This window comes from Rathayibacter rubneri, assembly GCF_023743255.1.
Taxonomy (GTDB): Bacteria; Actinomycetota; Actinomycetes; order Actinomycetales; family Microbacteriaceae; genus Rathayibacter; species Rathayibacter rubneri.
Genome location: NZ_JAMRYM010000024.1, coordinates 12,936 through 38,963, shown reverse-complemented (window position 1 = coordinate 38,963; position 26,028 = coordinate 12,936). Strand labels below are relative to the sequence as shown.

The window sequence follows — 26,028 nt, the reverse complement described above, 5'->3', positions numbered from 1 at the left end:
CCGCCGACCGCGGACCCGGCCCCGTAGGCCCATCCCGCCTCCCCCGCCGCAGTCTCGGCGGGGGAGGCGGGATGGGCCTACGGGGCCGGTTCCGCGATCGTCGGCGAGCGCTTCGAGGCCGAGTTCCGGCCCTACTACACGTGGGCGAACCGTGGACCGTCGACGATGCGGATCTGGACTCCCGCGCTCTGATCGCGGAGTATCGGGGGGTGCTCGCGGAGGGGCGGATCTTCGGGTGATCCGCGCCTCCGCGGGCGTTCTGCGCAGCGGACCGGTCTCGAGACGCCGCTGCGCGGCTGCTCGACCAGCAGCTCTGGTGATCGAGCAGCCATCGGAGAGGGCGTATCGAGATCCCCGTGTCCAAGGGGCGGCGGGTCTCGAGACGCCCCTGTGGGGCTACTCGACCAGCAGGGTGGGGCGGCGGGTCTCGATAGGCCGCTGCGCGGCTGCTCGACCAGCAGCTCTGGTGATCGAGTAGCCCTCGGAGAGGGCGTATCGAGATCCCCATGTCCACACGGCGGCGGGTCTCGATACGCCGCTGTGGGGCTACTCGACCAGCAGGGTGGGCGGCGGGTCTCGATACGCCCCTGTGGGGCTGCTCGACCAGCAGGGGGGGCGCTCGCCGACCGCGTCCTACTGCGAGAGCTGCAGGTCGAGGCGGTCGAGGAGGGTCTCGAGGGAGATCTCGAACTCCTCCTCGCTGCGGTCCTCGCTGAGGAGCGCGCGGAGGCGCCGGACCTCGGGCGCGGTGTCGAGGGAGAGGTTGCCGTCCCGCTGCGGGATGTCGGCGTCCCCCTCGTCGAGCGGGAGGTCCGTCGGTGACGTCTCGGCGCCCTTGACGGCCGACTGCAGGAGCAGCTGACCGAGCAGGAAGCTGCTGAAGGAGCGGTACGCGCCCACGGCCTGAGCGTCGGTGAAGCCGTTCGCCGTCAGGGTCGTGAGGAAGGTGTTGACGACCTCGATGCTGCGCAGCGGCGGACGCAGCCACGGAGCGGCCGGATGCCGGGTCGCGACCAGCGGGAACGCCCTCGGGTGGTCGGTCGCGATGCGCCGCACCGCGTGGGCCGCCGTCTGCAGGAACTCCTGCCAGTGCTGGTCGTCCGCCTCGGCCAGGCTCACGGTCAGATCCTTCATCAGCACGGCGATGACCCCCTCGAGGAGGTCCTCCTTGCCGTGCACGTAGCGGTAGAGCGACATCGCCTCGACGCCCAGCTCCTGAGCGAGCGACCGCATCGAGAGCGCCTCGGCCCCCGAGCGGTCGATGTGGGCCAGGGCGGTGTCGATGATCAGGTCGCGGGTGAGCCGCGGCGCGGAGGAGCCGGACTTGCCCGTTCGTTCGCGGTCGGCCACGGAAGACACCTCTCTGCGTACTCACCCGGCCCGGATATCAGGTCCTCGAGGAACGCGCAAGCTCTTCCACCCTACTGATGCTTACACCGTAAGGTTCACCAGTGGCTTACACCGTAAGTCCGTTCCCAGCGGAGTGACTGCAGGGGCTCGCTCTCCGGCCGGTCCTGCTCCTCCGGAGGAATCGGAGAGTGCTCCCGTACGGACGCGTCTCCGGTCCGCTCGTCCATCCGTCACCGCTATCCGGGCCAGTGCCCGGCGAAAGAGAGTGCACCATGATCGACAGCAGCACCGTCAACGACCTGATCGGCGCCGACGTCCACGGCACCGACGACGCGAAGATCGGCACCGTCGGCCAGGTCTACGTCGACAACGAGAGCCAGCAGCCCACCTGGGTCACCATCCGCACCGGCCTCTTCGGCTCCTCGGAGTCGTTCGCCCCGCTGAGCGACGCCTCGTTCGACGGCGGAGTGGTCCGCGTCGCCTACGAGAAGTCGTTCGTCAAGGACGCCCCGCGCATCGACGACGACGGCGCGCTCACCGCCGACGACGAGCAGGCGCTGTACTCGTACTACGGAGTCGGCGGCACCCGCACCGGGAGCCCGCTCTACGACCAGGACGCCGACGGCGGCTCGACCACCGACTTCGTCACCGAGGGCCACGGCACCGAGACCCGCGGCACCGAGGGCCACGACACCTCCGGCCCGACGACCGACGACGCGATGACCCGCTCCGAGGAGCGCCTGCGCGTGGGCACCGAGAGCGTCGAGGCCGGCCGCGCCCGCCTGCGCAAGCACATCGTCACCGAGCAGGTCACCCGGACCGTCCCGGTCAGCCACGACGAGGTCACCCTCACCCGCGAGCCGATCACTGAGGCGAACGCCGGCGACGCCCTCGCGGGCCCCGACCTCAGCGAGGAGGAGCACGAGGTGGTCCTCACCGAGGAGCGCGTCGTGACCGCCAAGGAGACCGTCCCCGTCGAGCGCGTGAGCCTCGGCACCGAGACCGTCACCGAGCAGCAGCGCGTGGAGGAGGAGGTCTCGCACGAGGAGATCGAGCTCGTGGACCCGACCACCACGCGCACCACCACCGACGACAGCCGCCCCCGCTCCTAGTCGCCCCCCGGTGCGGCCGATCCCGCCGATCGGCCGCACCTCCCCTCCCGCACCAGCCCTCGCCCGAAAGGCACCCCCATGGACTTCCCCGCCGCTCTGCAGAACGGACTGGCCGCGGTCATCGCGTTCGTCCCGCTCGCGCTGCTCTTCCTGCTCATCCTCATCGTCGGCCTCATCGTCGCCAAGCTCATCGAGAAGGGCCTCTCGCGCCTGCTGACCAAGGTCGGCTTCGACCGTGCGGTCGAGCGCGGCGGCATCAAGAAGGCGCTCGCCAACTCGAAGCTCGACGCCTCCGACATCGTGTCGAAGATCATCTACTACACGCTCGTGCTGTTCGTGCTCCAGTTCGCGTTCGGTGTCTTCGGCCCCAACCCGGTCAGCGACCTGCTCCAGGGCATCATCGGCTTCCTGCCGAAGATCATCGTCGCGATCATCATCATCGTGATCGCCGCGGCCATCGCGGCCGGCGCCAAGGGCCTCATCCAGAACACCCTCGGCGGCCTGTCCTACGGCAAGCTCCTCGGCAACATCGTCGCGATCTTCATCCTGTTCCTCGGAGCCACCGCGGCCCTGAACCAGATCGAGGTCGCCACGACCGTCACCACGCCGATCCTCATCGCCGTGCTCGCGATCATCGCCGGCGTCATCATCGTCGGTGCCGGTGGCGGGCTCATCAAGCCGATGCAGCAGCGCTGGGAGGCGATCCTGACCAAGGCCGAGGCCGAGGCTCCCAAGATCCAGCAGGAGGCGAAGAACGCTCCGTCCGTGACGGAGCAGGCCTCCCGCGCCGCTGAGGCCGCGAAGCAGCAGACCGGTCAGAAGACCAGCGCCCGCCGCGCGGTCTGATCCGACGGCACTCCTCCGGCCGGCACTGCTCCTCGGAGCGGGGCCGGCCGTTCCCTTCTTCGTCGGCGCTCCCGTGGCCGGCTCGCTCCTCGCATCGGAGAGACCATGCACCCCTGTTCCCGGCTCCTCGCATGAGCACGTCGCCCGAGACCCCTCCGTCCGTCGTCCTGCACGAGGAGCGACTGGAAGTCTCGACGCGGCGGTTCGCGACCGAGCGCATCCGGCTCGAGCGCGTCGTCGTCACCGAGCAGCGGACGATCACCGTCGACGTCCGCCGGGAGGAGATCCGCCTCGTGCGGGAGCCGCTCGAGGGCGGTGAGCCGCTCCCGGCCGGTGGCGAGCACTCTCCTGCCGAGCCGATCGTCGTGGTCCTGCACGAGGAGCGGATCGAGATCGTCCGCACGATCGTGCCCGTCGAGCGCGTGACGCTCCGGGTGGCGTCGGTCGCGGGGGAGCTGGACGTGACCGAGGAGCTGCGGCGCGAGGTCGTCGACGTGGAGCGCTCGGACGTCTGACGGTCGGCCGCCGTGGACACGGGTCTCGATACGCCCCTGCGGGGCTACTCGACCAGCAGGGGGTGCGAGGTGGTCGTGCTGCGCGGGTCTCGATACGCCCCTGCGGGGCTACTCGACCAGCGGGGGGGGGGTGCGAGACGCTCGTGCTGAGCCGCTCGACGATCGAGGGGGCGGGCGCCCGTTCCGCTGATCGAGTAGCCCGCGGAGCGGGCGCATCGAGATCCACCGACGCCGGACGCGGCGTGCATGGCAACCTGATCCGACACGACGGAAGGGGAGCACCGTGGGCGCGATGGACGACCTGATCGGCCCGGAGGTCGTCGCACGGCTCCACGAGGCGGTGACGCGCGCGGCTCCCCGCGAGCTCCCGGCCCTCACGGCGGCCGGGGGCGGCCTCGACGGCCTCCGGCTCCGGCAGCGCGTGGACCTCGTGCGCGACGCGCTGCTGAGCGACCTGCCCGCCGGGTTCCCGGCCGTCGAGCGGCTCGTGCTCGATCTGCTCGAGGACCCGCTGCTCGCGGGCTGGATGATCTGGCCGGTGACGGAGCTCGTTACCGCGCGCGCTCTCGAGAGCGGCTCGGTCGAGGACTTCGACGCCGCCCTCGCGCTCCTCGCCCGGCTCACCGTCGGCCTGACCGGCGAGTTCGCGATCCGCGATCTGCTGATCGCCCGGCCGGAGCGGGCGCTCGCCGTGATGCTCGTGTGGACGGAGGACGGGAACGAGCACGTCCGGCGGCTCGCCACCGAGGGCTCGCGCGCCTTCCTGCCCTGGGCGAAGCGGGTGCCGTGGCTGCTCGCGCACCCGCGCGCGACCCGGGGGATCCTCGACGCCTCCTACCGGGACGAGTCCGAGTACGTGCGCCGCTCCACCGCCAACCACCTCAACGATCTCAGCCGCGTCGATCCGGAGATCGTGATCGAGACCGCCGCCGGCTGGGCGGCGGCTCCGGATGCGAGCACGCCCCGGGTCGTGCGGCACGCGCTCCGGACACTGCTGAAGAAGGGGGATCCCGCGGCGCTCGTCCTCGCGGGGTTCGAGGGAGGTGTGCTCCGGGTCGGCACGCCCCGCCTGTCGCGGGACGTCGTGCCCTGGGGCGGCTCCGTCGGAATCGCGGCCGAGGTGGTGAACGAGGGGGACACGGAGGCGACGGTCGTGATCGACTACTCGATCGGCTTCGTGCGGGCCGACGGATCCGTCCGCCCCAAGACCTTCCGCCTCGCGACGCGGCGCCTCGCCGCCGGTGGGAGAGCGACCGTGGCGCGGACGCACTCGTTCCGCGAGATCACGACGCGGCGGCACTACCCGGGCGCCCACTCCGTCACCGTGCAGGCGAACGGGGTGGTGTCCACCGCGGTCGGCGTCGTGCTCGAGCGCTGACGACGCAGCGCCGCCCGGGAGGAACGGCCCCCCGAGCGGCGCTGCGTGCGGTCGCTACGCGTCGGTGCGGGACTCGGCGTCCTGCGCGGTCTCGATCGGAGTGCCCTCGACGCTCGCGCGGTCGGACCTCCCCCGGTCGCCGCGGGTCTTGAGGAGGCTCGCGACGGTGGCGACGGCGATCGTCGCTCCGATGAAGGTCAGCGAGAACCAGATCGGGATCTCGGGCACCCAGAGCAGCGGCTCGCCGCCGTTGATGAAGGGGACCTCGTTGACGTGGAGGGCGTGGAACACGAGCTTCACGGCGATGAAGGCGAGGATCACGGCGAGGCCCTGGCTGAGGTAGACGAGGCGCTCGAGCAGCCCGCCGATGAGGAAGAACAGCTGGCGCAGACCCATCAGCGCGAACGCGTTGGCCGTGAAGACGATGTACGCCTCGCTGGTCAGGCCGTAGATCGCGGGGATCGAGTCGAGCGCGAAGACGAGGTCGATGAAGCCGATCGCGACGATCGTCAGCAGCATCGGGGTGACGAAGCGCTTGCCGTCCTTCTTCACGGTCAGCTTGTCGCCGTGGTACTCGTCGGTGACGGGGAGGATGCGGCGCACCAGGCGCATGAAGGCGTTGTTCGACGGGTCGCCGTGGTCGCCCTTGATCTGCTGGTAGGCGAGGACGAAGAGCAGTGCGCCGAACAGGTAGAAGACCCACGAGAAGTTCTCGATCAGCGCCGCGCCGACGGCGATGAAGGCGCCGCGCATGATCAGCGCGATGACGATGCCGATCATCAGCACCTTCTGCTGGTACTTCTTCGGCACCGCGAAGCCGCTCATGATGATGAGGAAGATGAAGAGGTTGTCGAGCGACAGCGCCTTCTCGGTCAGGTACCCGGCGAAGTACTCGCCGCCGTAGCGCCAGTCGGCGACGAAGCCGATCCCGACGCCGAACAGCAGCGCCAGGCCGATGTAGAAGGCCGACCAGCGGGCGGACTCGCCGATGGTCGGTTCGTGCGGCTTCCGCACGTGGACGAAGAACTCGTAGACGAAGAACGCGATCGTCACGGCGATCGTGATGAGCCAGATGGCGGGGGTGACCTGCACGGAGGTGCTCCAAGGGGTTCGGTGGACGACACCAAGGTCTCCTCCACTCCGCCGGCGACCTGATGGCCTTCCGAGGCGGAGCCGATGGCCCGGGATGCTCTGTCGCATCCGTACTGACGGGCTCACCGCAGGCGGGAGTACTCCCCTTGCTGGAGAAGATTCTAGAAGAGGCGCGACGCGTCAACCTGAGAAGAACCACAGACCCACTCCGACTCCGGCTCGCCGAGTGGATCCAGGCTGCTGTACATTGGATCCAGCGACGCCCTGTCGCGCGGAGGTGGCGCATGACGGTCCAGACGGTGCTCGGCCCGGTCGATCCCGGGGAGCTCGGGATCGTGTCGATGCACGAGCACCTCCTGACCGACGCGAGCGCTCTGCAGCGGCCGGGAGTCGAGCAGCTGGATCCGCTGCAGCCCGTCACGGCCGACCTGGCCGCGGCCCTGCGCTGGAGTCAGCTCGCGCTGGCCGACAACCTCCGCCTCGACGACGTCGATCTGCTCGTCGACGAGCTGCGCATCCCCTCCGCTCCGCGGGTGGTGGTCGATCTCAGCTCGCTCGGCTTCGGGCCCGATCGCGACCGCTTCCCCGAGCTCGCCGAGCGCAGCGGAGTCGCGATCGTCGCCGGCTACGGCGCGTACCTGCCCCGGCTGCTCCCGTCGTGGTACCTCGAGCTCGACGTGGACGCGCGCACCGCGCTCTTCCTGCGGGCTCTGACCGACGCGATCCCGGGCACCTCCTACCGCGCCGGTCTGCTCGGTCTGATGGGCACCACGGGCGCCTTCGCCACGCCGGAGGGCGAGCAGGAGCGCCTCGGGCTCACCGCCGCCGCGCGGGCCGCCGCCTCGACCGGCGCGGCGATCAGCGTGCGGCTCGCGGCCGACGCCCGCAACGGCCTGGACGTGCTGGCCCACGTGACGGCCGAGGGCGTGGATCCGTCGAGCGTCGTCTTCACCACCGTCGACGAGTTCCTCGACCTGCCGTACCTGCGCGACCTCTCGCAGGCGGGGGCCGTCCTCGAGATGTGCTTCGGCAACGAGGGCTCGCACGTCGGGCGGATCAGGAACGCGAGCGACCCGCAGCGGGTCGACGCCCTGCTCGCGCTGCTCTCGGAGGATCCCGACGGCCGCTGGGTCCTCGGGCACAGCACCTGGACCAAGGGCCAGCTGCGCCGCTTCGGCGGGCACGGCTTCGACCACCTCGCCGCGCGGGTCCTGCCGGGCCTGCGCCTGCTCGGCGTCGACGACGCCGTGCTGCACCGCTTCAGCGTCGAGGAGCCCGCGCGCTTGCTCGACCGACCGTAGGAGACGACCGATGAGAGACACCCTCGCCCCCCTGGCTCCGCTCGAGCCGTTCCTCCTCGACGGCGCCTGGGTCGCCCCCGAGGGTGCCGAGCTGCTCGACGTGATCGATCCCGCCACCCAGGAGCTACTCACCCGCGTGCCTCAGGCGACGGCCGCCGACGTCGACGCCGCCGTGACTGCCGCGCGGCGGGCGCACGAGGACGCGCGCTGGAGCGGGATGAGCCCGCACGACCGCAGCCGGATCCTCGGCCGCGTCGCCGATCTGATCGAAGAGCGCCTCGAGGAGCTCGCGGTGCTCGAGACGCGCGACAACGGCAAGCCGATCGAGCGCTCCCGCGCCGACACCGCGACCTCGGCGCGGGTGTTCCGCTACTACGCGGGCGCGCCGTCGCGCCTGACGGGCACCGTCGTCCCGGTCGACGGGGCGCACCACGTCTACACGACGCTCGAGCCGGTGGGGGTCGCGGCGCTGATCCTGCCGTGGAACTTCCCGATCATGACGGCCAGCTTCAAGCTCGCCCCGGCGCTCGCCGCGGGCTGCACCGTCGTCGTGAAGCCGGCGGAGCAGACTCCGGTGACCATGCTGCGGCTCGCCGCGATCTGCGAGGAGGCGGGCGTCCCCTCCGGAGTCGTGCAGGTCCTCACCGGCGACGGGCGGGTCGGAGCCGCGCTGACCGCGCACCCGGGGGTCGACAAGGTGTCGTTCACGGGCAGCACCGAGGTGGGCCGGAAGGTGATGCTCGCCGCCGGGGCCGACTTCAAGAGGCTCACGCTCGAGCTCGGGGGCAAGAGCCCCAACATCGTGTTCGAGGACGCGGATCTGGATGCGGCGGTCCTGACGGCCATGCGCGCGTCCTTCGGCCACTCCGGTCAGATGTGCACGGCGGGCAGCCGCCTGCTGGTGCAGCGCTCGATCCTCGACGACATGACGGAGCGGCTGGCCGCGGCGGTGCGCCGCGTGCCGGTGGGCGACGGCCTCGCCGGGGGAGTGACCGTCGGTCCGCTGGTCTCGGAGGAGCAGCGGCAGCAGGTGCTCGGCTACATCGCCCAGGGCGAGGCCGAGGGGGCGGTCGTCGCGGTCGGCGGCGGGGTGCCGGACCGGGCGGGCTACTACGTGGAGCCGACCCTGTTCACGGGTGTCACCAACTCGATGACCATCGCGCGCGAGGAGATCTTCGGCCCCGTGGTCGGCATCATCCCGTTCGACGACGAGGACGAGGCCGTGGCGATCGCCAACGACCAGAGCTACGGACTGGCCGCGGGGGTGTGGACGCGCGACCTCTCGCGGGCGCACCGTCTGGGGAAGCGCCTGCGCGCGGGGACCGTGTGGGTGAACACCTACAACCTCTTCGACCCGGCCCTCTCGTTCGGCGGAGTCGGCGAGTCGGGGCTCGGCCGCGATCTCGGCGAGGAGGCGCTGCGCTCGTTCTGCGAGTCGAAGAGCGTGGTCATCGCGCTGTAGGGGGGGGGCACCGGCGAGTCCATGCCATCACTCGCGCTCGCCTCTGCGACCCGACTGTTCAGTTGTCTTGTGAACAGCGAGGTGCCGGATGCTGCGACGAACCCGCCTGCGCCTGGGCCTGGGACTCGGCGTCCGCGATCTCGCCCGCAGAGCAGGCGTCGCGCCGAGTGCGGTGATGCACAGGGAGCACTCCGAGGCGACAGGGGTGCTCCGACGATCCACTCTGGAGCGAGCGCTCGGGGTCATGGGCACGTCGATCGAGGCCGAGGACATCGCGCTCCGCTCGTTCAGCCCGCCGGAGCGCCCTGAGGATCGCGTCGCGCTCGAACTCCGTCGAGCGGTGTGCAGCGAAAGGGGGAGAAGTGACCCCACTGCTCAGCGCGCCGCTCGGTCTCACTTCTGTTGCGTTCGGATGTACCTCACTGGACACCCGACGACGCGAAGCAGTGATCACGTGGCTCCGCCAAGTAGTGCTCAACCACTCGGGCCTCGCCTGCCTCTGGGTGAGGTCCTCGAGTCGAGGATCGCAAGGGCGACTCGGTGGTCACAGAGCGGGCATGGAGAGTGTGCTGTCGCCGTGGAGCCCTCGATTCGTTCTCGAGGGCTCCACGATGCTCGCGTGAGCGCTGACTCTGTCAGTCGTCGCTTCCGGTCCAGGTTCCTTCGACGCCTTGGATGAGTTGGAATCGCTCGTCTGTTGTAATGCTTGCTTTGAACTCGACAACAAGCTGATCCGACCGATAGAAGTCGGCATCGCTATAAATGACTGCCTGTCGTGCAAGATCAAGGGATCGATAGCGATAGATGGCTGCGTCAGCCCCCTCGACCCCCTCGACACATCGCCGGCGATCACCGCACGCGTCTCCACTGGGCTTGGGAGCGTCCGCAAATCCCGCGAGGCCGTCCCGAACCACATCTTGGAGAGTGATGCTGGATCTCGAGTCGTCGGGGAGCCAGCTCGCAACCATGTTGAGAGAGCCGACAGCAAGCGCCCCAATGGCGATCCCTGCGAGCAGGAAGACGAGGCTCCTGCGTCGCGGAGTCCTCTCCGCGCTCACCAGTTGCACCGATGAGCGAGGACGTCGGCCCAGTCACCGTTGGCGGAGCGGACGGCTTCGAGATCCCAGACGGCAGCACTGCGAGATCTGATTCGAGACATGTAGTAGCCCTTCATCGATGATGTGTTGGTTGTCGAGATGTCACCGTCGGCGGGGCTTCCGGGGGAAGCCATCGAGTGGTGTCGCAGCTCTTGCAATCGCCCAACCTCCCGAACCCGCTGAAAAGGGACTCAGAAGCCTGTCGGTATTCGCGGGGACGCATCGAGGGACACGGGCCGACGGGGAATCCGCCGAATCTTCGTGTCGCGACCTACCGATCGGGCTGGGGCAGGGTGACATCGATACCGCCCACTTCGGTGTCGACGATCTCGTCGTCCTCGGGGCGTGCCGGCTTCCTTTGTTCGTCTTCCGAGAATGGATGTTGAGTGAGACAATCTCATGTTACAAGTGCCAAAGACAGCGTGCATGTCCGCACTTAAGGGGACAAGTCGGGGTACACGCGACCTGGTTCGACGTTCCGAGAGGTCTCAGGAGGGGTCCTCCCCGGCAGAGGCCTCTTCTTTGTGGACTCAGGCAGACGGAGTGGTCATCGCGCTGTAGGGGACGTGCGCGCGAGTTCATGCCACGACTCGCGCTCATTTCTGCGACTCGCTTGTTCAGTTGTAAACTGAACAAGGAGGTGCTTGATGCTGCGACGAACCCGCCTGCGCCTGGGACTGGGCGTCCGCGAGCTCGCGAGCAGAGCAGGCGTCGCGCCGAGTGCGGTGACGCAGTGGGAGCACTCCGAGGCGCGAGGGGTGCTGCGACGATCCACTCTGGAGCGAGCGCTCGGGGTCATGGGCACGTCGATCGAGGCCGAGGACATCGCGCTCCACTCGTCGACCCCGCTGGAGCGCCGTGAGGATCGCGTCGCGCTCGAACTCCATCGAGCGGTGGCCCGTCAGTTGATCGACCGTCCCGACGACGTCCTCGATCGCGTCCCGGAGAACGTCCGGCGGATGCGGGCCCGTGTGCGCGGTGGGGCCGTCGCGCTCCTCGAGGTCTGGGGCGACTTGGCCGCGCGGCGGGAGATCGGGCGCCTCGTCGACGTGATGCTCTCCCCCTCCCCGCGCGCGATCGAGATGCGCCAGATCTCGCCGTTCGCCGGGGTGCTCAGCGAGGAGCAGCGCGCGCAGGCGATCGAGCGGGCCGCGCTGTGAGACGAGAGGAGCTGGAGCTCGCGATCAGCTTCGGACTCCGGCGACCATGAACGTGACGGCTACTATCGAAACATGAAGGTTTATTCCGTTGACGAAAGAGACTCTGTGGAGGAGATGGCTGCGAGTGGCTTCCGGGTCATGCTCGTCAAAGCCGGCCGTCGAGTCAGTGCGTTCAACGTCGACGCCGCGTCGGTGAGCGAGGCCTTCGCCTGGGCTGAAGAGAACTGCGCGGAGGGCGCCTTCTCGCTCGCGGCGCGGTTCGAGCTGTCCGGAGGAGGAGTCTCCCTCATGTGGCTGACTCCTCCTCCGGAGGAGCTGATGGCTGAGCTGGGCTAGGAGTAGACGGCCGTGGACGTCGGTCAGCGCGGCGGGTAGGTCCTCAGGGTCACGGGAGGCAGCGAGGCGAGTTCCGGCGCGACGAGGCCGATCACGTCGGAGTGGTGGTCGACGCCGTCCTGGCGGAGGAACGACCAGCACTTGAGTGATCGCGGGCGCTTCGCGAGGGGCAGCGGCGTCGCCTCGACGACGATCAGCCCGCGGTCGTGGAGGACGATGCGGGCGGTGAGCCGCTCGGCGCGGCCGTCGACGGTCCAGTGCCCGACCGCGCGCAGGCGGCCCTCGCGGCTGTCGACTCCGAGCGACATGACCGAGCTGTAGTCCTCGGAGGCGGCGCCCATGCCGATCTGGAAGTCGCCCTTTGCACCGTCGAGCACGAAGGCGACGTCGAGCCCGGCGCGGTGCCGTACCGAGAACGTCGAGACCAGGCGACCGCGGCCGAACGATCCGGAGCGGCTCTGCGCATGGCGGACGTGGCCCTCGGCCTGCTGACGCTCCACGCCGTCCTCCTCATCGCTCGGAGCACGGCGGTCGCGGCGCTGCCCTCCGACCCTAGACCTCCCAGGGAGAGGGGAGCCTCCGTCCGGCCGTCGTCCGAGTGCTCCGGCGGCCGCGCGCCGTCCGGCGGGTACGGTGGAACGGATCCGAGCACCACCCGCCCGACGAAGGAGCCCCCATGCCCACCACTGTGAGCGGCGTCATCGCCCGATCGAAGGGCGCTCCCGTCGAGCTCGTCGACATCGTGATCCCCGACCCCGGGCCCGGCGAGGCCGTCGTCGACATCGAGACCTGCGGTGTCTGCCACACCGACTACCACTACCGCGAGGGCGGGATCAGCGACGACTTCCCGTTCCTGCTCGGCCACGAGGCCGCGGGCCGGGTCAGCGCGATCGGCGAGGGAGTGACCCACGTCGCCGTCGGCGACTTCGTCGTGCTCAACTGGCGGGCCGTCTGCGGCGAGTGCCGCGCCTGCGTCCGCGCGGAGCCCTGGTACTGCTTCAACACGTTCAACGCCACCCAGAAGATGACCCTCGAGGACGGCACGGAGCTGAGCCCCGCGCTGGGCATCGGGGCCTTCGCCGAGAAGACGCTGGTGCACGCGAAGCAGTGCACGAAGGTCGATCCGTCGGCCGACCCCGCCGCCGTGGGCCTGCTGGGCTGCGGCATCATGGCCGGCCTCGGCGCCGCGATGAACACGGGGAACGTCACGCGCGGCGACTCCGTCGCGGTGATCGGCTGCGGCGGAGTCGGCACCGCCGCCGTCGTCGGCGCGAAGCTGGCCGGCGCGAGCACGATCATCGCGATCGACCGCGACCCCAAGAAGCTGGTCGCCGCTCAGAAGCTCGGCGCGACCCACGTCATCGACTCGAGCGGGCTCGACGAGGCGGGCGTCGTCTCCGCGGTGCAGGGGCTGACGGACACGTTCGGCGCGGACGTCGTGATCGACGCGGTCGGTCGGCCCGAGACCTGGCGCCAGGCGTTCTACGCCCGCGACCTCGCCGGCACGGTCGTCCTCGTCGGCGTGCCGACTCCCGAGATGACCCTCGAGATCCCCCTGCTCGACGTCTTCGGCCGCGGCGGATCGCTGAAGTCCAGCTGGTACGGCGACTGCCTGCCCGAGCGCGACTTCCCGATGCTGACCGACCTCTACCTGCAGGGCCGTCTTCCGCTCGACGAGTTCGTGAGCGAGCGGATCGGCATCCGCGACATCGAGCAGGCCTTCGCCACGATGGCCGGCGGCGACGTGCTCCGCTCGGTGGTGGTGCTCTGATGGGCGCACGGATCGACCACCTCGTCACCAGCGGCACGTTCAGCCTGGACGGCGGCACCTGGGACGTCGACAACAACGTCTGGATCGTCGGCGACGATTCCGAGTGCGTCGTGATCGACGCGGCGCACGACGCCGACGCGATCCTGGCGGCGGTCGGCGACCGGACCCTCGTGGCCGTGCTGCTGACCCACGCCCACGACGACCACATCGACGCGGTCGCGGGCGTGCGGGCGGCGACGGGCGCGCCTGTGCTGCTGCACGACTCCGACCGCATGCTCTGGGACGTGGTGCACCCCGACAGCGCACCGACCGCGGGGCTCGTCGACGGCCAGCGGATCGCCGTGGCAGGCCTCGAGCTCGAGGTGCGGCACACGCCCGGTCACTCGCCGGGAGCCGTCTGCTTCGTCGCCGAGGAGCTCGGCACGGTCTTCACGGGCGACACCCTCTTCCAGGGCGGACCGGGCGCGACCGGCCGCTCCTACAGCGACTTCCCCACGATCATCGAGTCGATCACCGACCGGCTGCTGACGCTGCCGACGGACACGGTCGTGCGCACCGGCCACGGCGACTCGACGACGATCGGGGCGGAGGCGCCGCACCGCGAGGAGTGGATCGCGCGCGGGCACTGAGGGCGGGGTGCCGGATTCGGTCGCTCGCAGTGCCTGAGGTGGTCGGACTCAGCAGCGCGCCTCTTTCAGGAGTGTTGGAGCGTTTCATCCAGATCTCCTCGAACGCTCTCACTCTCGAGGACCGGCATCCGGAGTGGGTGGTGAGCCGCGTGCGCCGCCGTCAGATCCAGCCGTGCTCTCGGGCCTCGATCACGGCGCGCTGGCGGGTGTCGACCTGCAGCTTGCGGAGGATCGACGAGACGTGGTTGCGGACGGTGCCGTTCGAGAGGTGCAGCGCGGCTCCGATCTGCCCGATCGTCTCGCCGCGGGAGCCGGCGCTCAGCACGTCGAGCTCGCGATCGGTGAGCGGGCTGCGGGTGGTGGCGAGGGCGTCGGCGGCGATCTCGGGATCGACGTAGCGGCGTCCGCTGGCGACCAGGCGGATCACCTGCGCGACGTCCTCGACGCGGCGCGACTTGGGCAGGAAGCCCGCGACTCCGACGGCCAGCGCTCGGCGGAGCACTCCGGGACGCGCGTGGCGGGTGACGACGACCACGCGGGTCGCCGACGAGCGGCGCAGTCGCTCCGCGGCCTCGATGCCGTCCATGCCCGGCATCTCGACGTCGAAGAGGCAGACGTCGGGCTCGAGGCGCAGCGCCTCGAGCACCGCCTCCTCGCCGTCGCGGCACTCGCCGACGATCTCGAGGTCGTCCTCGAGGCGGAGCAGGGCCGCGAGCGCCGTGCGGATCATGTCCTCGTCGTCGGCGAGGAGCACGCGGATCACTCCGCTCCTCCGATCGGCAGGCGCGCCTCGACGGCGAACGCGCGGCGGGTGGGGCGAGTGCGCAGGGTGCCCCCGGCCCGCTCGATCCGCTCGGTCATGCCGGCGATGCCGGAGCCGTGCTCGTCGGGATCCTCGGGCTCGGGCGGCAGGTCGTTCTCGGCGAGGAAGCGCCACTCGCCGCCCTCGCGAGCCAGACGGAGCCGCGCCGACTCGCCTCCGCCGTGCTTGAGGATGTTGGTCGTGCTCTCGCGGACGACCGGGCCGAGCGCCTCGGCGGGCGCGAGGTCCGCCTCCGGGCCGATGTCGAGCTGCACGCGCAGCCCCGCCGAGCGGAGGAGGTCGGCGGCGTTCTCGAGCTCGTCCGAGAGCGAGACGCTGCGGAAGCGCGTGGCGAGCTCGCGGGTGCCGGTGCGGGCCCCGTCGACGCTGCGTTGAGCGGCACGGAGCTGCTCCAGCGCCGCGTCCGGATCGTCGCGGAGGAGGCGCTCGGCCAGCTCCAGCTGCAGCGCGATGACCTGGAGGTGGTGCCCCTGCAGGTCGTGGACGTCGCCCGCGAGGATCAGCCGCTCCTGGGCGGCCGCGAGGCGCCCCTCCGCGGCCCTCGCCCGATCGAGCTCGCGCACGATGTCCCACCACCAGAGCATGCTGACGACCGACACCGGCAGGGCGATCGCGAAGAACAGCAGCAGCGGGCGGACGTCGGAGGGGGAGTCCGCGAGCAGGCCGGTGCCGAGACGGTCGTGCTCGAGCACCGCGGCGACCACGACGAGGAGGGTGGCGAGGCCGGTCAGCCGCCCGCGGACGCCGCGCGGCCAGGGCAGCACGCCCACGAGCACGAACACGAGCGAGAGGGCGAAGGTGACGCTGCCGGTGGCGATCCCGCCGACCGCGGAGGCGGCGAGACCGGCGGCGAACACTCCGGTCGCCTGCGCGCGGAGCCGGAACGGCGCCTCCGTCGGCACCCCTCGGTACCGCAGGGCGGTGACGAGGAACGCGGCCGCCCACAGCACGGTGCCGCCGAGGTAGAGGGCGACGCGCCAGGGCTCGGGGGCGCCGACGACCACCGGCAGCCCCCACACGAACAGGACGACGAGCACGAAGGACGCCGCCGAGAGGACGGTGTACCACCAGGTGGCCGAGACGCCGCGACCCGAGGGCGCAGCGACGTCGATCGTCTCGGGCGGTGTCTCGGTGCTCATGCCGCCCACAGTACGACCATGACGGATGTCACCCCTCGAGGGTGCGTTCCTCCCCCGCGGAGGTGACCCCGCGGCACTGCTGCGCGCCGTCGATCCGCGGTCGGATGGAGTCACCCCGAGAGACGGGAGGGCCGCCGACGCGGTCAGCAGAGCGGAGAGACGACATGTCGAACATCGCAGCCGACGCCATTCTCGGATTCCAGGACCTCCTCGCCCGGGTCCCCGACCTCGTGCAGCCCCTCGTGGTGGCCGCCGCGGGAGCCGTGCCGTTCATCGAGGCCGAGGGGGCGGCGACCATCGGGATCATCGGCGGCATCGACCCGGTGATCGCGGCGGTCTCGGGCGCGGTCGGGAACTTCGTCTGCGTGGCGCTGCTGGTGCTGCTGGGAGCCGGGGTCCGCTCGGCCGTCACCAAGGGGCGGACGCGGAAGTCCTCCGCTCGGCGCGAGAAGTTCCAGCGGGCGTTCACCCGCTACGGGGTGCCCGGGGTGAGCCTGCTGGGGCCGCTGCTGCTGCCGACGCACTTCACGGCGGTGATGCTCGCGGGCGCCGGAGTGGCGAAGGGGCGGGTGCTGCTGTGGCAGGGCGTCGCGATCGCGCTGTGGACGACGGCGCTCACGGTGGCGGTGAGCCTCGCGGTGGGCGGGGCCGGGCTGGCCTGAGGCGTACGGAACCGAGGTCGGGAGGCGCCGGCGGCGCCGTTCGCAGCTGATCGGCGGATCTCGCCCTCGGTTGCGTGCGCGATCGCGTGCCGGACCCGCACAACGAAGGCTGAGAGGCCGGATTCGCGGGTTCTTCGCGGTCTCCGGCCGCTCAGCCTTACTTGTGCAGGTGGCTCAGGCCGCGACGCGGGCGTGCGTGTCGGCCAGCAGCTCGACCGAGCGCAGTCGCGCGGGGGTCGCGAGCGACGCGTGGGCGACGATGACCTCGTCGGCGTCGGCCGAGCGGGCGAATCCGGCCACGTAGTCCGCGACCTCCTCGCCGGTGCCGACCCCGGTGTAGTGGGTCATGCTCGCGACGTGGGCGCCGACGGGGGCGCTCAGCAGGCTGTCGAGCTCGTCGTCCGAGAACTGCTGGTCGAGCGGGATCTGGCCGCTCTGGCGCAGCAGCATCATGAGTCGCGCGCGCTTCATCTCGGCGAACTGGCGCTCGGCGTCGGCGGTCGTGTCGGCCGCGATGGCGTTCACTCCGGCGATGACGTAGGGCGCGTCGAGCTGCTCGGAGGGGCGGAAGCCGCGGCGGTACTCGGCGACGGCCTGGTGCAGCGCGTCGGGAGCGAAGTGCGAGGCGAAGGCGTACGGCAGACCGAGGGCCGCGGCCAGCTGGGCGCCGAAGAGCGACGATCCGAGGATGTAGAGCGGCACGCGGGTGCCGGCGCCGGGCGTCGCGCTGACGCCGGGGATCCGGGACTCGCCGGCGAGGAACGCCTGCAGCTCGACGACGTCCTGCGGGAAGCGCTCGGACGACTCCGGATCGCGGCGCAGCGCGCGGAACGTCGCCTGGTCGCTGCCGGGGGCGCGGCCGAGTCCGAGGTCGATGCGACCGGGGTGCAGGGTCTCGAGCGTGCCGTACTGCTCGGCGATGGTGAGGGGGGAGTGGTTGGGCAGCATGACGCCGCCGGAGCCGAGGCGGATGGTCGAGGTCTGCGAGGCCACGTGCGCGATGAGCACCGAGGTGGCGCTCGACGCGATCGACGCCATGTTGTGGTGCTCGGCGTACCAGACCCGGCGGTACCCGCTCCGCTCGGCCTGCTGCGCCAGGGCCACCGAGGCGGCGAAGCTGTCGCGCGCGGTCTCTCCGGGTGCGATGGGGGCGAGGTCGAGGATCGAGAGGGGAACGGTCATGTCAGAGGGCAACGCGCGAGGGGCGGCGGGTGTTCCCGACCGGTGCGCGGTGGTCAGCGCGGGCGGCACTCCAGGCTGAGCCACAGCTCGAAGCAGGCGCTGCGCGAGAGGGCGGTGGCGCCGATGGAGGCGCGGCCCATGCGGCCGGCGTCGGGGCCGAAGACGTCGAGCAGCAGGTCGCTGGCGGCGTTCGAGACCTCGTTCAGGCGCTCGAAGCCGGGCGGGCAGAGCACGAAGCAGAGGCCGCGGGACAGGGCGACGACCCCGTCGAGCGAGCCGAGGGCGAGGCGGATCATGCCGAGCGCGTTGACGGCGGCGTAGCGGGCCGCCTCCTGAGCCTGCTCGAGGGTGATGTCGACGCCGACGGCGCCGGGATGCAGGAGCGCGCCGTCGCGGGACTCCGGGGTGATGCCGCTGAGCTCGAGGAGGTCGCCCGTGCGGTGGAACGCGCGGAGCAAGGAGCCGTAGCGGCCGCCGTAGGGCGGGTTCGCGTAGTCCGGGATCACGAGGCCGAGCTCGAGGGCGCGGGCTTCGGGGGAGTGGGTCATGGCGGCCTCTCATGGGACGGGGTGCGGGCCGGGGGGCGTTCTGCGCCGACCGGCCGGTCCAGCGTATCCGGCGGTGGCACTAATGGATACAACCTGTTTAGGATGGGATCCATTCAGTCGTTCGCAGGACGACGCCGCGCGGAAGGACCTGTTGGATGACACTCGGCCTGGACGGCGGCACCCCCGCCGCGACCGCGACCATCGACGTCGCGGCCGAGCGCGCCCGCACCGCCGGCACGGCCGGACGGCACTACTTCAACGCCGCCGGAGCGGGACTGATGAGCGACGGCGTCCTGGACGCGGTCATCGGGCACCTGCGCCTGGAGCAGCGGATCGGCGGCTACGAGGCGGCGAACCTCGCCGCCGACGACCTCGAGGCGGCCTACGCGTCGGCCGCGCAGCTGCTCGGCGCAGACGTCGACGAGATCGCCTTCTTCGACAGCGCGACCAGCGGTCTGCGCGCGGTCTTCGACGCCCTGCGTCTGGGGCCGGGCGACACGGTCCTCGCTCCGCGCTCGAGCTACATCAGCCAGGCGCTGCGGATGCTCGCCCTGCGCCGGCACGACGGTGTGCGCCTCGACGTGCTCCCCAACGACTCCTCGGGTGGGATGGATCTCGAGGCGCTCGAGAGCGCCCTGGCGACCGCGACCGGGCGCACGGTCGTCAGCGCGGTGCACATCCCCACCTCCTCCGGACTCGTCGAGCCCGTCGCCGCGATCGGCGCGCTGGCCCGCCGCTACGGGGCGATCACCGTGCTCGACGCGACGCAGTCGGTCGGCCAGCTCGACATCGACGTGCGCGCGATCGGCTGCGACGCCCTCGTCACCACCGGGCGCAAGTTCCTCCGCGGACCGCGCGGCACCGGCCTGCTGCACCTGCGCAGAGGCCTGCTCGACGGACTCGGACCCTGGGCGCCCGACGTGCGAGGCTCGAGCTGGACGAGCGCGGAGGAGTGGACGATGGACGGCACGGCACGGGTCCTCGAGACCTGGGAGTCGTCGGTCGCCTCCCGTCTGGGCCTCGGCGTCGCGCTCCGCGAGGCCCTCGAGCGCGGTCCCGCGGCCACCCAGGAGCATCTCGTCGCGCTCGGTGCGCGGCTGCGCGAGCGGCTCGGCGCCGTCGACGGCGTCCTCATCGCCGATCCGCCCGCCTCCCCCTCCGGCATCGTGACCTTCACGGTCGACGGGGTCGCCGCGAAGCAGGTCTCGGCCGGGCTGCGCGAGGCGGGCGTCGACTCGCTCGCCGTGCCCGCCGGCCACGCGCAGTGGGACCTCGGCGCCCGGGGCATCGCGAGCGTCGTCCGCGTGTCCCCGCACGTCTACACCGACGCCTCCGACGTCGACGCCCTGCTCGAGCGGGTCGCCGCGATCGCGGGAGGAGCCCGATGACGGTGCACGACGCGGTGGTGCTCGGGCTCGGGATCCACGGCTCGGCGACGGTGCGCGAGCTCGCCCGGCGCGGGCGCGACGTCGTGGGCGTCGAGCAGTTCGGCCCGGCGCACGCGCGGGGCTCGTCCCACGGAGCGACGCGGATGATCCGCCGCGCCTACCCGAGCCCGGTCTGGAACGACCTGGTCGACCGGGCGTTCCGCGGCTGGGAGCGCTGGGCCGCCGCCGCAGGCGAGCCGTTCGTGCATCCGACCGGCGGGCTGTACGCGCACCGCGGCGCCCCGACGCTGCAGGGCGGCCGGAGCCGACCCGTCGAGGACCCCCGTGCCGTCGCCGCGTCCCTGGCGCCGCCGCAGGGCTGGGGCGTGGTGCACGACCCCGACGCCGGAGTGGTCGAGGCCGCACGGGCGCTGGCCTTCGCGCAGTCCGACGCCGTCGCCGCGGGCGCCGAGCTGCGCTTCGAGGAGGAGGTCCTCGGCTGGTCCCTCGACGGGGGAGTCGTCACGGTCCGCACGACCGCGGGAGAGCTCCGCGCGCGCCGACTCGTGCTCGCCGCCGGCGGCTGGATCGCCCGGCTGCTGCCCGAGGCGGCGGGGTTCTTCGAGGTGCAGCGGATCGTCACCTTCACCGCCCGCGCGGGTCAGGACGTCGCCCGCCCGCCGGCCCTCGGCTGCTTCTCGGTGGACCTCGCGGAGGGACTCGTCTTCGGCCTCCCCGAGGCCGCGGGCTCGGGAGCCAAGATCGGCATCGACGCGGGGCCCGTCTGGGATCCGGCCGTCCCCGTCGAGCCTCCCACCGCGGAGGAGATCGCGCACCTGCAGGCGCTGCTGCAGCGCTTCGTGCCGGGCATCGACGTCGAGGGCGGCGAGGCCGTCGCGTGCCTCTACACGATGACCCCCGACAAGCGATTCGTCGTGGGCGAGCTGCCCGGCCGGCCGCAGGTGCTGGTCGCGGCCGCGTGCTCCGGTCACGGCTTCAAGTTCGGCCCGGCGGTCGGCGAGGCCCTCGCCGACCTCGTCGACGGGATCGACCGACCCGACCTCGACTTCCTCACCCCCGCTCGGAGCGTGACCCCCGCATGACCGCACCCGCCTCGCCGACCGGCCCCGTCGCTGCGTCCTCCCCGTCCTCCCGCATCGCGGTCGCCGCGCCCCACCCGGCGGCCCTCGACGCCGCGGCCGAGGCGATCGCCGACGGAGGGGACGCGATCGACGCGGCACTCGCCGCCGCGACGGCTCTCACCGTCGTCTACCCGCACCAGTGCGGTCTGGGCGGCGACCTCATCGCGCTGGTGCGCCGACCGGGGGCCGGGGTGACCGCGGTGATCTCGGCCGGAGCGGCACCGGCCGGGATCGACGTCGCGCGCCTGGCGCTCGAGGACCGCATGCCGCGCCAGGGGGCGCAGACGGTGACGATCCCCGGAGCCGTCGCCGGCTGGCGCGCGATCGCCGGCCTCGGCGGGCGCCTCGGACTCGCGGCCCCCCTGCGGCGCGCCGCTCGACTGGCCGCCGAGGGCGTGCCCGTCTCGGCCGGTCTGGCGCGCGCCATCGGCCAGCGGAGCGAGGAGCTGCAGGCCGACGAGGGCATGCGCGGAGTGTTCGGCGACGGTCGTGGCGGACTGCTCGGCGAGGGTGACGCGCTGGTGCAGCCGGCGCTCGCCGAGGACCCGGCCGCCTTCTACTCCGGCCGCATCGCCGCGTCGCTCGCCGCGCGGCTCCGCTCGCTCGGCGGCGCCCACACCGAGGACGACTTCGCCGCGCACGAGGCCGAGCTCGTCGATCCGCTCACCGAGACGATCGGAGGCGCGCGCTGGTGGGTCGCCCCGCCGCCCAGCCAGGGGGTGGTGCTGCTGGGAGTCCTGCCCGAGGCGCTCGAGGGAGGCACGGCCGAGCTCGTCGCCGCGGTGCGCGAGGCGGCGCTCGTGCGCCAGGCCGAGCTGGGCGATCCGCGCGGAGGAGCGATCGACGTCGACGCGCTGCGGAACCCGCGCGGTCGCGACGGCTCCCTGCCCCGCGCCGGACGCGCCCTCGGCGACACGGTGGCGGTGACCGCGGCCGATGCCGACGGCACCGTCGTGACCCTGATCCAGAGCGTCTACCAGCTCTTCGGCTCCGGCATCCTCGACCCCGGCACGGGCGTCGTGCTGCACAACCGAGGCTCGGCCTTCAGCACGGATCCCGCCCACCCGGGGCACGTGGGACCGGGGCTGCGGCCGCCGCACACCCTGCTGCCGGTCGTCGCCGAGACCGACGAGCTGGTCCTCGGGCTCGGCTGCCAGGGCGGCAGCGCGCAGCCGTGGATCCTCGCCCAGCTGGTGCGCGACCTGCTGCGGCCGGCATCGCAGCCCGACGAGGTGCTCGCACGACCGCGCTTCGTCGTCGGCGCCCGCGACCTCGGCCACGAGCGCACGACGCTCGTCGCGGAGCCCGGGGCCGACGAGGCGATCGCGGCGGCCGAGGCGCTCGGGCTGCCGGTCGTCCGCACCGCCGGACCCGTCGACGAGGCCGGTCACGTGCAGCTGGTGCGGCTGCACTCCGACGGGCGGCTCGACGCGGCGAGCGACCCGCGCGCGGACGGCCGCGCCGCCGTCGTCCCCGCCTCCCCGAACCCGACCCTCCGACCCGAAGGAACCCGATGAGCTCCACCGCCCACGTCCTCGACCCGCTCACCTCCGCCGAGATCTCCTCCTTCGTCGCCGCCGTGCGCGCGAGCGGCCGACTCGGCGAGCGACCGCGCTTCTGGGGGATCGCCCTGGACGAGGAGAAGGCGCGGGGCACGTCGCCGGGCGATCCGCGACCGGTGCGCCTCGTGGTCATGGACCCGGACGCCCGCGCCGCCTGGGAGGTGCGCGGCTGGACCGCGGCACCGGGCGGCTCCGCCGTCGTCGAGGTCTGGACCGACGTCGACCACCGCCGCCCGGGCGTCTCGAGCGACGAGGCCCGGATGATCGCGCAGGCCGCCCGCAACTCGCCCCTGCTCAAGGACGCGCTGGCCCTGCGCGGAATCACCGACACCTCGCTCGTCTGGGTCGACCCGGAGTCGATCACCGGCTTCGTGCCCGAGGACCTCGCCGACCGGCGGCTGAGCTGGGGCACGGTCTGGTACCGCGAGTTCCCCGAGGACAACGGCTACGCCCGCCCGGTCGCCGGCCTCGTGCCGATCCTCGACCTCGACACGCTCGAGGTGATCCGGATCGAGGACCACGGCGTGATCCCGATGGCGAGCGAGACCGGCGTCTACACGGCGGGCACCTGGGGTCCCGACCGCGAGGTGTCCAAGCTCGACATCGTCCAGGCGGACGGCCCCGGCTTCGCGATCGAGGGGCACCGCGTCACCTGGCAGAACTGGTCGTTCCGTGTGGGCTTCAGCCACCGGGAGGGGCTCGTGCTGCACGAGCTGACCTACCGCGACGGCGATGTCGAGCGGCCCGTGCTCGCGCGCGCGGCCGTCAACGAGATGTACGTGCCGTACCTCGACAGCGATCCGACCGCCTACCGGAAGAACTTCTTCGACTGGGGCGAGTACGGCGCCGGCCCCCTCACCGCGAGCCTCGAGCTGGGCTGCGACTGCCTGGGCGAGATCCGCTACTTCGACGTCGAGTACCTCGACGGGCACGGCGAGCCGCAGACCATCGCGAACGGCATCTGCCTGCACGAGGAGGACGACTCGATCCTCTGGAAGCACGTGAACACGCGCACCGGCAGCGCCGAGGTGCGACGCAGCCGCAAGCTCGTGGTCTCGAGCTTCGCCACGGTCGCGAACTACGACTACGGCTTCTACTGGTCGCTGCACCAGGACGGCTCGATCGAGCTCGAGGTGAAGCTCACCGGCCTGATGTCGGTCTCGGGCATCGCCGACGGCGAGACCCCGCGGTCGGGGCGCCTCGTCGCTCCGAACGTGCAGGCGCCGACCCACCAGCACTACTTCGCCGTGCGCCTGGACACCGCGATCGACGGACCGCTGAACCGCCTCGTCGAGGTGCACGCCGAGGTGGACCCGGACGAGACGACGAACCCGTACGGCAACGCCTGCCTCGCCGTCGAGACCCCGATCGCGTCGGAGGCGCAGGGCGCGCGGCGCGCGGACCCGGCTCGGGCGCTGCACTGGCGCGTCGAGAGCGAGTCGGCCACCAACCGCTACGGCGAGAGCACCGCCTACCGCCTCGCGATCCAGAACACCGCGCAGCTCTACGCGCGCCCCGGCAGCGTGGTCGAGCGCAAGGCGCCCTTCGTCGCCCAGCACCTGTGGGCGAGCGCGTTCGACGCGGAGGAGCGCTTCATCGCGGGCGAGTACCCCAACCAGGGCGAGCTGGGCGACGACGGAGTGCACGTGTGGCAGCGGGCCGACCGCTCGCTCGAGAACGAGCGCCTCGTGCTCTGGCCGGTGCTGGGCGTGCACCACTTCCCGCGTCCGGAGCAGTGGCCGATCATGCCGGTGGACCGCATCAGTCTGCGCCTGGAGCCGGACGGGTTCTTCGACCGCAACCCGTCGCTGGACGTGCCGGCGTCGGATTCGGCGCACTGCGCCCCGGGGCAGGACCACGCCGGGCACGGCCACGCGGGGCACGACTCCGGTTCGCATGACTCGGGCGGTCACGGGCACGACGCTCACGGGCACGACGCCCACGCCGGCCACGATGCCCACGCCGGCCACGCGCACGCCGAGCAGCAGCACGGCCACGAGGGCGGCCGCTGATGGCGGAGGAGCACCTCGCCGACCGCAGCGCCACCGCGCTCGCCGCGGCGATCTCGTCCCGCGAGGTCTCGGCTGTGGAGGTGATGCGGGCGCACCTCGAGCGGATCGAGGAGCGGAACCCGGCACTCCGCGCCGTGGTCTCGCAGCAGCCCGACTCGGTGTCGCTCGCCGCGGCGGAGGCGGCCGACCGCCTCACCGCCCGGGCGCACGCCGCGGGTGAGCCGCTGCCTCCGCTGCACGGTCTGCCGACCGCGGTGAAGGACCTGATGGACGTGGCCGGCTTCCCGACCACGAACGGCTCGGCCGCGTTCGCCGAGGCCGCGCCCGCCGCGCACGACAGCGTCCTCGCGACCCTGCTCCGCGAGGCGGGCGCGCTGATCATCGGCAAGACGAACACGCCCGAGATGGGCCAGGGCGTGCTGACCTTCAACCCGGTCTTCGGCACGACCGTGAACCCGTGGGACACGACGCGTCACGCCGGGGGATCCAGCGGAGGGGCTGCCGCCGCCCTCGCCGCCCGGATGCTGCCCCTCGCCGACGGCTCCGACAGCGGCGGGAGCCTCCGCTACCCGGCCGCGTTCTGCAACGTCGTCGGCGTGCGTCCCAGCCCCGGTCGCGTCGCGAGCGGACGCACCGGCAACGCGTGGACGCCGCACGGAGTGACCGGGCCGATGGCGCGCGACTCCGCCGACGCCGCCCTGTTCCTCCGCGGCCTCTCGGTCGAGAAGAGCGTGTGGCCGCTGTCGTCGCTGCCCGTGCACGAGCCGCGCCCGGTGGCCGTCGACGGACTGCGGATCGCGTGGAGCGCGGATGCCGGCGGCCTGCCGATCGACCCCGAGGTGCGCCGGGTGCACGCGGCCTTCGCTCAGCAGCTCGCGGGCCTCGGCGCCGTCGTCGAGGCCGACGAGCCCGACTTCGCGGGCGCCGACGAAGCCTGGGAGACCATCGAGACCTTCGAGTTCTTCCTGGGCGGTCGGCACGCGGTCGACGCGGGAGCGACGGGGTTCCGCCCGGACTACGTCCGCAACGTCGAGCAGGGGCGGGCGATGTCGGCCACGCAGCTCGCCGACGCCTACGAGCGCCGCACGCGCCTCTTCCGCGACACCGCCGCGGTGCTGGAGCGGCACGACGTGCTGATCCTGCCCGCGACCCCCGTCGCCGCGCCGCCCGCGGAGCTCGAGTGGGTCCCCGAGGTCGACGGAGCGCGGTTCGACCGCTACTTCACCTGGCAGATGCTTGCGAACCGCCTGACGCTCGCCGCGCATCCGGTGGTCGTCACCTCGGCGGGCTTCACCGCCGGCGGGCTGCCGGTGGGTGTGCAGGTCGTGGGCCGCCACGGCCGCGAGCTGCAGCTGCTCGCGGTGACCCGCGCGATCGAGGAGGTGACGGGCTGGATCGCCCGGGCTCCGTCGTTCTGAGGGGCGGCTCGCCGACCCGCCCGCAGAACGTCGCTCCAGAGGGGGTCCCGCGGCTGATGGCCGTGAGACCCCCTCTCGCTCGTCGGGGCGCGGCCCACGAGGGTCCCCTGCCCCTTCCGCCCGC

General features: G+C 72.1%; 25 protein-coding genes. 17 read left to right on the top strand and 8 right to left on the bottom strand.

Features of this window, described 5'->3' with window-relative positions:
- Positions 1-96 precede the first annotated feature (96 nt).
- Entirely contained in the window at positions 97-192 is a 96-nt protein-coding gene (locus NB037_RS20010; protein WP_372490719.1) for a hypothetical protein, read from the top strand.
- A gap of 441 nt (positions 193-633) precedes the next feature.
- On the opposite strand, the gene NB037_RS07985 is transcribed toward NB037_RS20010, so the two are convergent.
- On the bottom strand, positions 634-1,350 hold the full coding sequence (locus NB037_RS07985; RefSeq protein WP_251944894.1) for a TetR/AcrR family transcriptional regulator C-terminal domain-containing protein: 717 nt from the start codon (positions 1,348-1,350) through the stop codon (positions 634-636).
- 272 nt (positions 1,351-1,622) lie between these two features.
- Between NB037_RS07985 and NB037_RS07980 the strand changes: the two genes are divergently transcribed.
- The 4 genes from NB037_RS07980 to NB037_RS07965 all read left to right on the top strand — a co-directional run bounded on the left by NB037_RS07980 (position 1,623) and on the right by NB037_RS07965 (position 5,201).
- Positions 1,623-2,462 (top strand): PRC and DUF2382 domain-containing protein, encoded by an 840-nt coding sequence (locus NB037_RS07980; protein WP_251944892.1) that lies wholly within the window; start codon positions 1,623-1,625, stop codon positions 2,460-2,462.
- Positions 2,463-2,540: 78 nt separating this feature from the next.
- Complete coding sequence (locus tag NB037_RS07975; RefSeq protein WP_107573992.1) at positions 2,541-3,308, top strand: mechanosensitive ion channel family protein; 768 nt, start codon at positions 2,541-2,543, stop codon at positions 3,306-3,308.
- 131 nt (positions 3,309-3,439) lie between these two features.
- Positions 3,440-3,823 (top strand): YsnF/AvaK domain-containing protein, encoded by a 384-nt coding sequence (locus tag NB037_RS07970; RefSeq protein WP_251944890.1) that lies wholly within the window; start codon positions 3,440-3,442, stop codon positions 3,821-3,823.
- 292 nt (positions 3,824-4,115) lie between these two features.
- Positions 4,116-5,201, top strand: a complete 1,086-nt coding sequence (locus tag NB037_RS07965) for a YhaZ family DNA alkylation repair protein (RefSeq protein WP_251944900.1) — start codon at positions 4,116-4,118, stop codon at positions 5,199-5,201.
- A 54-nt stretch (positions 5,202-5,255) separates the two neighbouring features.
- Here the strand turns inward: NB037_RS07965 and NB037_RS07960 are convergent, their stop codons facing one another.
- A complete protein-coding gene (locus NB037_RS07960) occupies positions 5,256-6,293 on the bottom strand; it encodes a TerC family protein (protein WP_251944888.1) in 1,038 nt (345 codons plus the stop codon).
- Positions 6,294-6,577: 284 nt separating this feature from the next.
- Between NB037_RS07960 and NB037_RS07955 the strand changes: the two genes are divergently transcribed.
- Entirely contained in the window at positions 6,578-7,594 is a 1,017-nt protein-coding gene (locus NB037_RS07955) for a phosphotriesterase family protein (protein WP_251944885.1), read from the top strand.
- Between the two features lie 10 nt (positions 7,595-7,604).
- Positions 7,605-9,056, top strand: a complete 1,452-nt coding sequence (locus NB037_RS07950; protein WP_251944883.1) for an aldehyde dehydrogenase family protein — start codon at positions 7,605-7,607, stop codon at positions 9,054-9,056.
- 635 nt (positions 9,057-9,691) lie between these two features.
- Here NB037_RS07950 and NB037_RS07945 read toward each other — a convergent pair.
- Positions 9,692-10,114, bottom strand: coding sequence for a hypothetical protein (locus NB037_RS07945; protein WP_251944880.1), 423 nt, complete (start codon positions 10,112-10,114; stop codon positions 9,692-9,694).
- A gap of 686 nt (positions 10,115-10,800) precedes the next feature.
- Here NB037_RS07945 and NB037_RS07940 point away from each other — a divergent pair.
- Positions 10,801-11,313, top strand: a complete 513-nt coding sequence (locus NB037_RS07940; protein ID WP_251944877.1) for a hypothetical protein — start codon at positions 10,801-10,803, stop codon at positions 11,311-11,313.
- A 72-nt stretch (positions 11,314-11,385) separates the two neighbouring features.
- On the top strand, positions 11,386-11,649 hold the full coding sequence (locus NB037_RS07935; protein ID WP_251944874.1) for a hypothetical protein: 264 nt from the start codon (positions 11,386-11,388) through the stop codon (positions 11,647-11,649).
- A gap of 23 nt (positions 11,650-11,672) precedes the next feature.
- Here the strand turns inward: NB037_RS07935 and NB037_RS07930 are convergent, their stop codons facing one another.
- The gene (locus NB037_RS07930) at positions 11,673-12,149 is read right to left on the bottom strand and encodes a hypothetical protein (protein WP_251944872.1); all 477 of its coding nucleotides are present in this window, start codon (positions 12,147-12,149) and stop codon (positions 11,673-11,675) included.
- Between the two features lie 176 nt (positions 12,150-12,325).
- Between NB037_RS07930 and NB037_RS07925 the strand changes: the two genes are divergently transcribed.
- Positions 12,326-13,420 (top strand): S-(hydroxymethyl)mycothiol dehydrogenase, encoded by a 1,095-nt coding sequence (locus tag NB037_RS07925; protein ID WP_251944871.1) that lies wholly within the window; start codon positions 12,326-12,328, stop codon positions 13,418-13,420.
- Complete coding sequence (locus NB037_RS07920; protein WP_251944869.1) at positions 13,420-14,049, top strand: MBL fold metallo-hydrolase; 630 nt, start codon at positions 13,420-13,422, stop codon at positions 14,047-14,049. Before NB037_RS07925 ends, NB037_RS07920 begins: the two co-directional genes overlap by 1 nt.
- A gap of 160 nt (positions 14,050-14,209) precedes the next feature.
- Here NB037_RS07920 and NB037_RS07915 read toward each other — a convergent pair whose 3' ends face one another.
- Entirely contained in the window at positions 14,210-14,812 is a 603-nt protein-coding gene (locus NB037_RS07915; protein WP_251944868.1) for a response regulator transcription factor, read from the bottom strand.
- The gene (locus NB037_RS19855) at positions 14,809-16,011 is read right to left on the bottom strand and encodes a sensor histidine kinase (RefSeq protein WP_251944866.1); all 1,203 of its coding nucleotides are present in this window, start codon (positions 16,009-16,011) and stop codon (positions 14,809-14,811) included. The genes NB037_RS07915 and NB037_RS19855 overlap by 4 nt, the downstream gene beginning before the upstream one ends.
- 164 nt (positions 16,012-16,175) lie before the next feature.
- Between NB037_RS19855 and NB037_RS07905 the strand changes: the two genes are divergently transcribed.
- Positions 16,176-16,673 carry a small multidrug efflux protein gene (locus NB037_RS07905; protein ID WP_251944865.1) on the top strand — a complete coding sequence of 166 codons (498 nt, stop codon included), beginning with the start codon at positions 16,176-16,178 and terminating at the stop codon, positions 16,671-16,673.
- 174 nt (positions 16,674-16,847) lie between these two features.
- Here the strand turns inward: NB037_RS07905 and NB037_RS07900 are convergent, their stop codons facing one another.
- On the bottom strand, positions 16,848-17,855 hold the full coding sequence (locus NB037_RS07900) for an LLM class flavin-dependent oxidoreductase (protein WP_251944864.1): 1,008 nt from the start codon (positions 17,853-17,855) through the stop codon (positions 16,848-16,850).
- A gap of 53 nt (positions 17,856-17,908) precedes the next feature.
- On the bottom strand, positions 17,909-18,403 hold the full coding sequence (locus tag NB037_RS07895; protein WP_251944863.1) for a RidA family protein: 495 nt from the start codon (positions 18,401-18,403) through the stop codon (positions 17,909-17,911).
- Between the two features lie 155 nt (positions 18,404-18,558).
- Here NB037_RS07895 and NB037_RS07890 point away from each other — a divergent pair, with 155 nt between their 5' ends.
- From NB037_RS07890 to NB037_RS07870, 5 genes are read left to right on the top strand one after another with little or no spacing between them, the layout of a single operon-like run.
- Positions 18,559-19,791 (top strand): aminotransferase class V-fold PLP-dependent enzyme, encoded by a 1,233-nt coding sequence (locus NB037_RS07890; protein ID WP_251944862.1) that lies wholly within the window; start codon positions 18,559-18,561, stop codon positions 19,789-19,791.
- Entirely contained in the window at positions 19,788-20,873 is a 1,086-nt protein-coding gene (locus NB037_RS07885) for an FAD-dependent oxidoreductase (protein WP_251944861.1), read from the top strand. The genes NB037_RS07890 and NB037_RS07885 overlap by 4 nt, the downstream gene beginning before the upstream one ends.
- Complete coding sequence (locus tag NB037_RS07880) at positions 20,870-22,429, top strand: gamma-glutamyltransferase (protein WP_251944858.1); 1,560 nt, start codon at positions 20,870-20,872, stop codon at positions 22,427-22,429. The genes NB037_RS07885 and NB037_RS07880 overlap by 4 nt, the downstream gene beginning before the upstream one ends.
- Positions 22,426-24,486, top strand: coding sequence for a primary-amine oxidase (locus tag NB037_RS07875; RefSeq protein ID WP_251944856.1), 2,061 nt, complete (start codon positions 22,426-22,428; stop codon positions 24,484-24,486). Before NB037_RS07880 ends, NB037_RS07875 begins: the two co-directional genes overlap by 4 nt.
- Positions 24,486-25,904, top strand: a complete 1,419-nt coding sequence (locus NB037_RS07870; protein WP_251944853.1) for an amidase — start codon at positions 24,486-24,488, stop codon at positions 25,902-25,904. The genes NB037_RS07875 and NB037_RS07870 overlap by 1 nt, the downstream gene beginning before the upstream one ends.
- Positions 25,905-26,028: the final 124 nt, after the last annotated feature.

Excerpts from the sequence above, each read along its gene's own strand:
- NB037_RS07885 (WP_251944861.1), top strand. The coding sequence starts at position 19,788 with ATGACGGTGCACGACGCGGTGGTGCTCGGGCTCGGGATCCACGGCTCG.
- NB037_RS07895 (WP_251944863.1), bottom strand. The coding sequence starts at position 18,403 with ATGACCCACTCCCCCGAAGCCCGCGCCCTCGAGCTCGGCCTCGTGATC.
- NB037_RS07950 (WP_251944883.1), top strand. The coding sequence starts at position 7,605 with ATGAGAGACACCCTCGCCCCCCTGGCTCCGCTCGAGCCGTTCCTCCTC.
- NB037_RS07870 (WP_251944853.1), top strand. The coding sequence starts at position 24,486 with ATGGCGGAGGAGCACCTCGCCGACCGCAGCGCCACCGCGCTCGCCGCG.
- NB037_RS19855 (WP_251944866.1), bottom strand. The coding sequence starts at position 16,011 with ATGAGCACCGAGACACCGCCCGAGACGATCGACGTCGCTGCGCCCTCG.
- NB037_RS07980 (WP_251944892.1), top strand. The coding sequence starts at position 1,623 with ATGATCGACAGCAGCACCGTCAACGACCTGATCGGCGCCGACGTCCAC.
- NB037_RS07925 (WP_251944871.1), top strand. The coding sequence starts at position 12,326 with ATGCCCACCACTGTGAGCGGCGTCATCGCCCGATCGAAGGGCGCTCCC.
- NB037_RS07905 (WP_251944865.1), top strand. The coding sequence starts at position 16,176 with ATGTCGAACATCGCAGCCGACGCCATTCTCGGATTCCAGGACCTCCTC.
- NB037_RS07940 (WP_251944877.1), top strand. The coding sequence starts at position 10,801 with ATGCTGCGACGAACCCGCCTGCGCCTGGGACTGGGCGTCCGCGAGCTC.
- NB037_RS07920 (WP_251944869.1), top strand. The coding sequence starts at position 13,420 with ATGGGCGCACGGATCGACCACCTCGTCACCAGCGGCACGTTCAGCCTG.
- NB037_RS07880 (WP_251944858.1), top strand. The coding sequence starts at position 20,870 with ATGACCGCACCCGCCTCGCCGACCGGCCCCGTCGCTGCGTCCTCCCCG.
- NB037_RS07975 (WP_107573992.1), top strand. The coding sequence starts at position 2,541 with ATGGACTTCCCCGCCGCTCTGCAGAACGGACTGGCCGCGGTCATCGCG.
- NB037_RS07935 (WP_251944874.1), top strand. The coding sequence starts at position 11,386 with ATGAAGGTTTATTCCGTTGACGAAAGAGACTCTGTGGAGGAGATGGCT.
- NB037_RS07890 (WP_251944862.1), top strand. The coding sequence starts at position 18,559 with ATGACACTCGGCCTGGACGGCGGCACCCCCGCCGCGACCGCGACCATC.
- NB037_RS07965 (WP_251944900.1), top strand. The coding sequence starts at position 4,116 with ATGGACGACCTGATCGGCCCGGAGGTCGTCGCACGGCTCCACGAGGCG.
- NB037_RS07970 (WP_251944890.1), top strand. The coding sequence starts at position 3,440 with ATGAGCACGTCGCCCGAGACCCCTCCGTCCGTCGTCCTGCACGAGGAG.
- NB037_RS07875 (WP_251944856.1), top strand. The coding sequence starts at position 22,426 with ATGAGCTCCACCGCCCACGTCCTCGACCCGCTCACCTCCGCCGAGATC.
- NB037_RS07900 (WP_251944864.1), bottom strand. The coding sequence starts at position 17,855 with ATGACCGTTCCCCTCTCGATCCTCGACCTCGCCCCCATCGCACCCGGA.
- NB037_RS07955 (WP_251944885.1), top strand. The coding sequence starts at position 6,578 with ATGACGGTCCAGACGGTGCTCGGCCCGGTCGATCCCGGGGAGCTCGGG.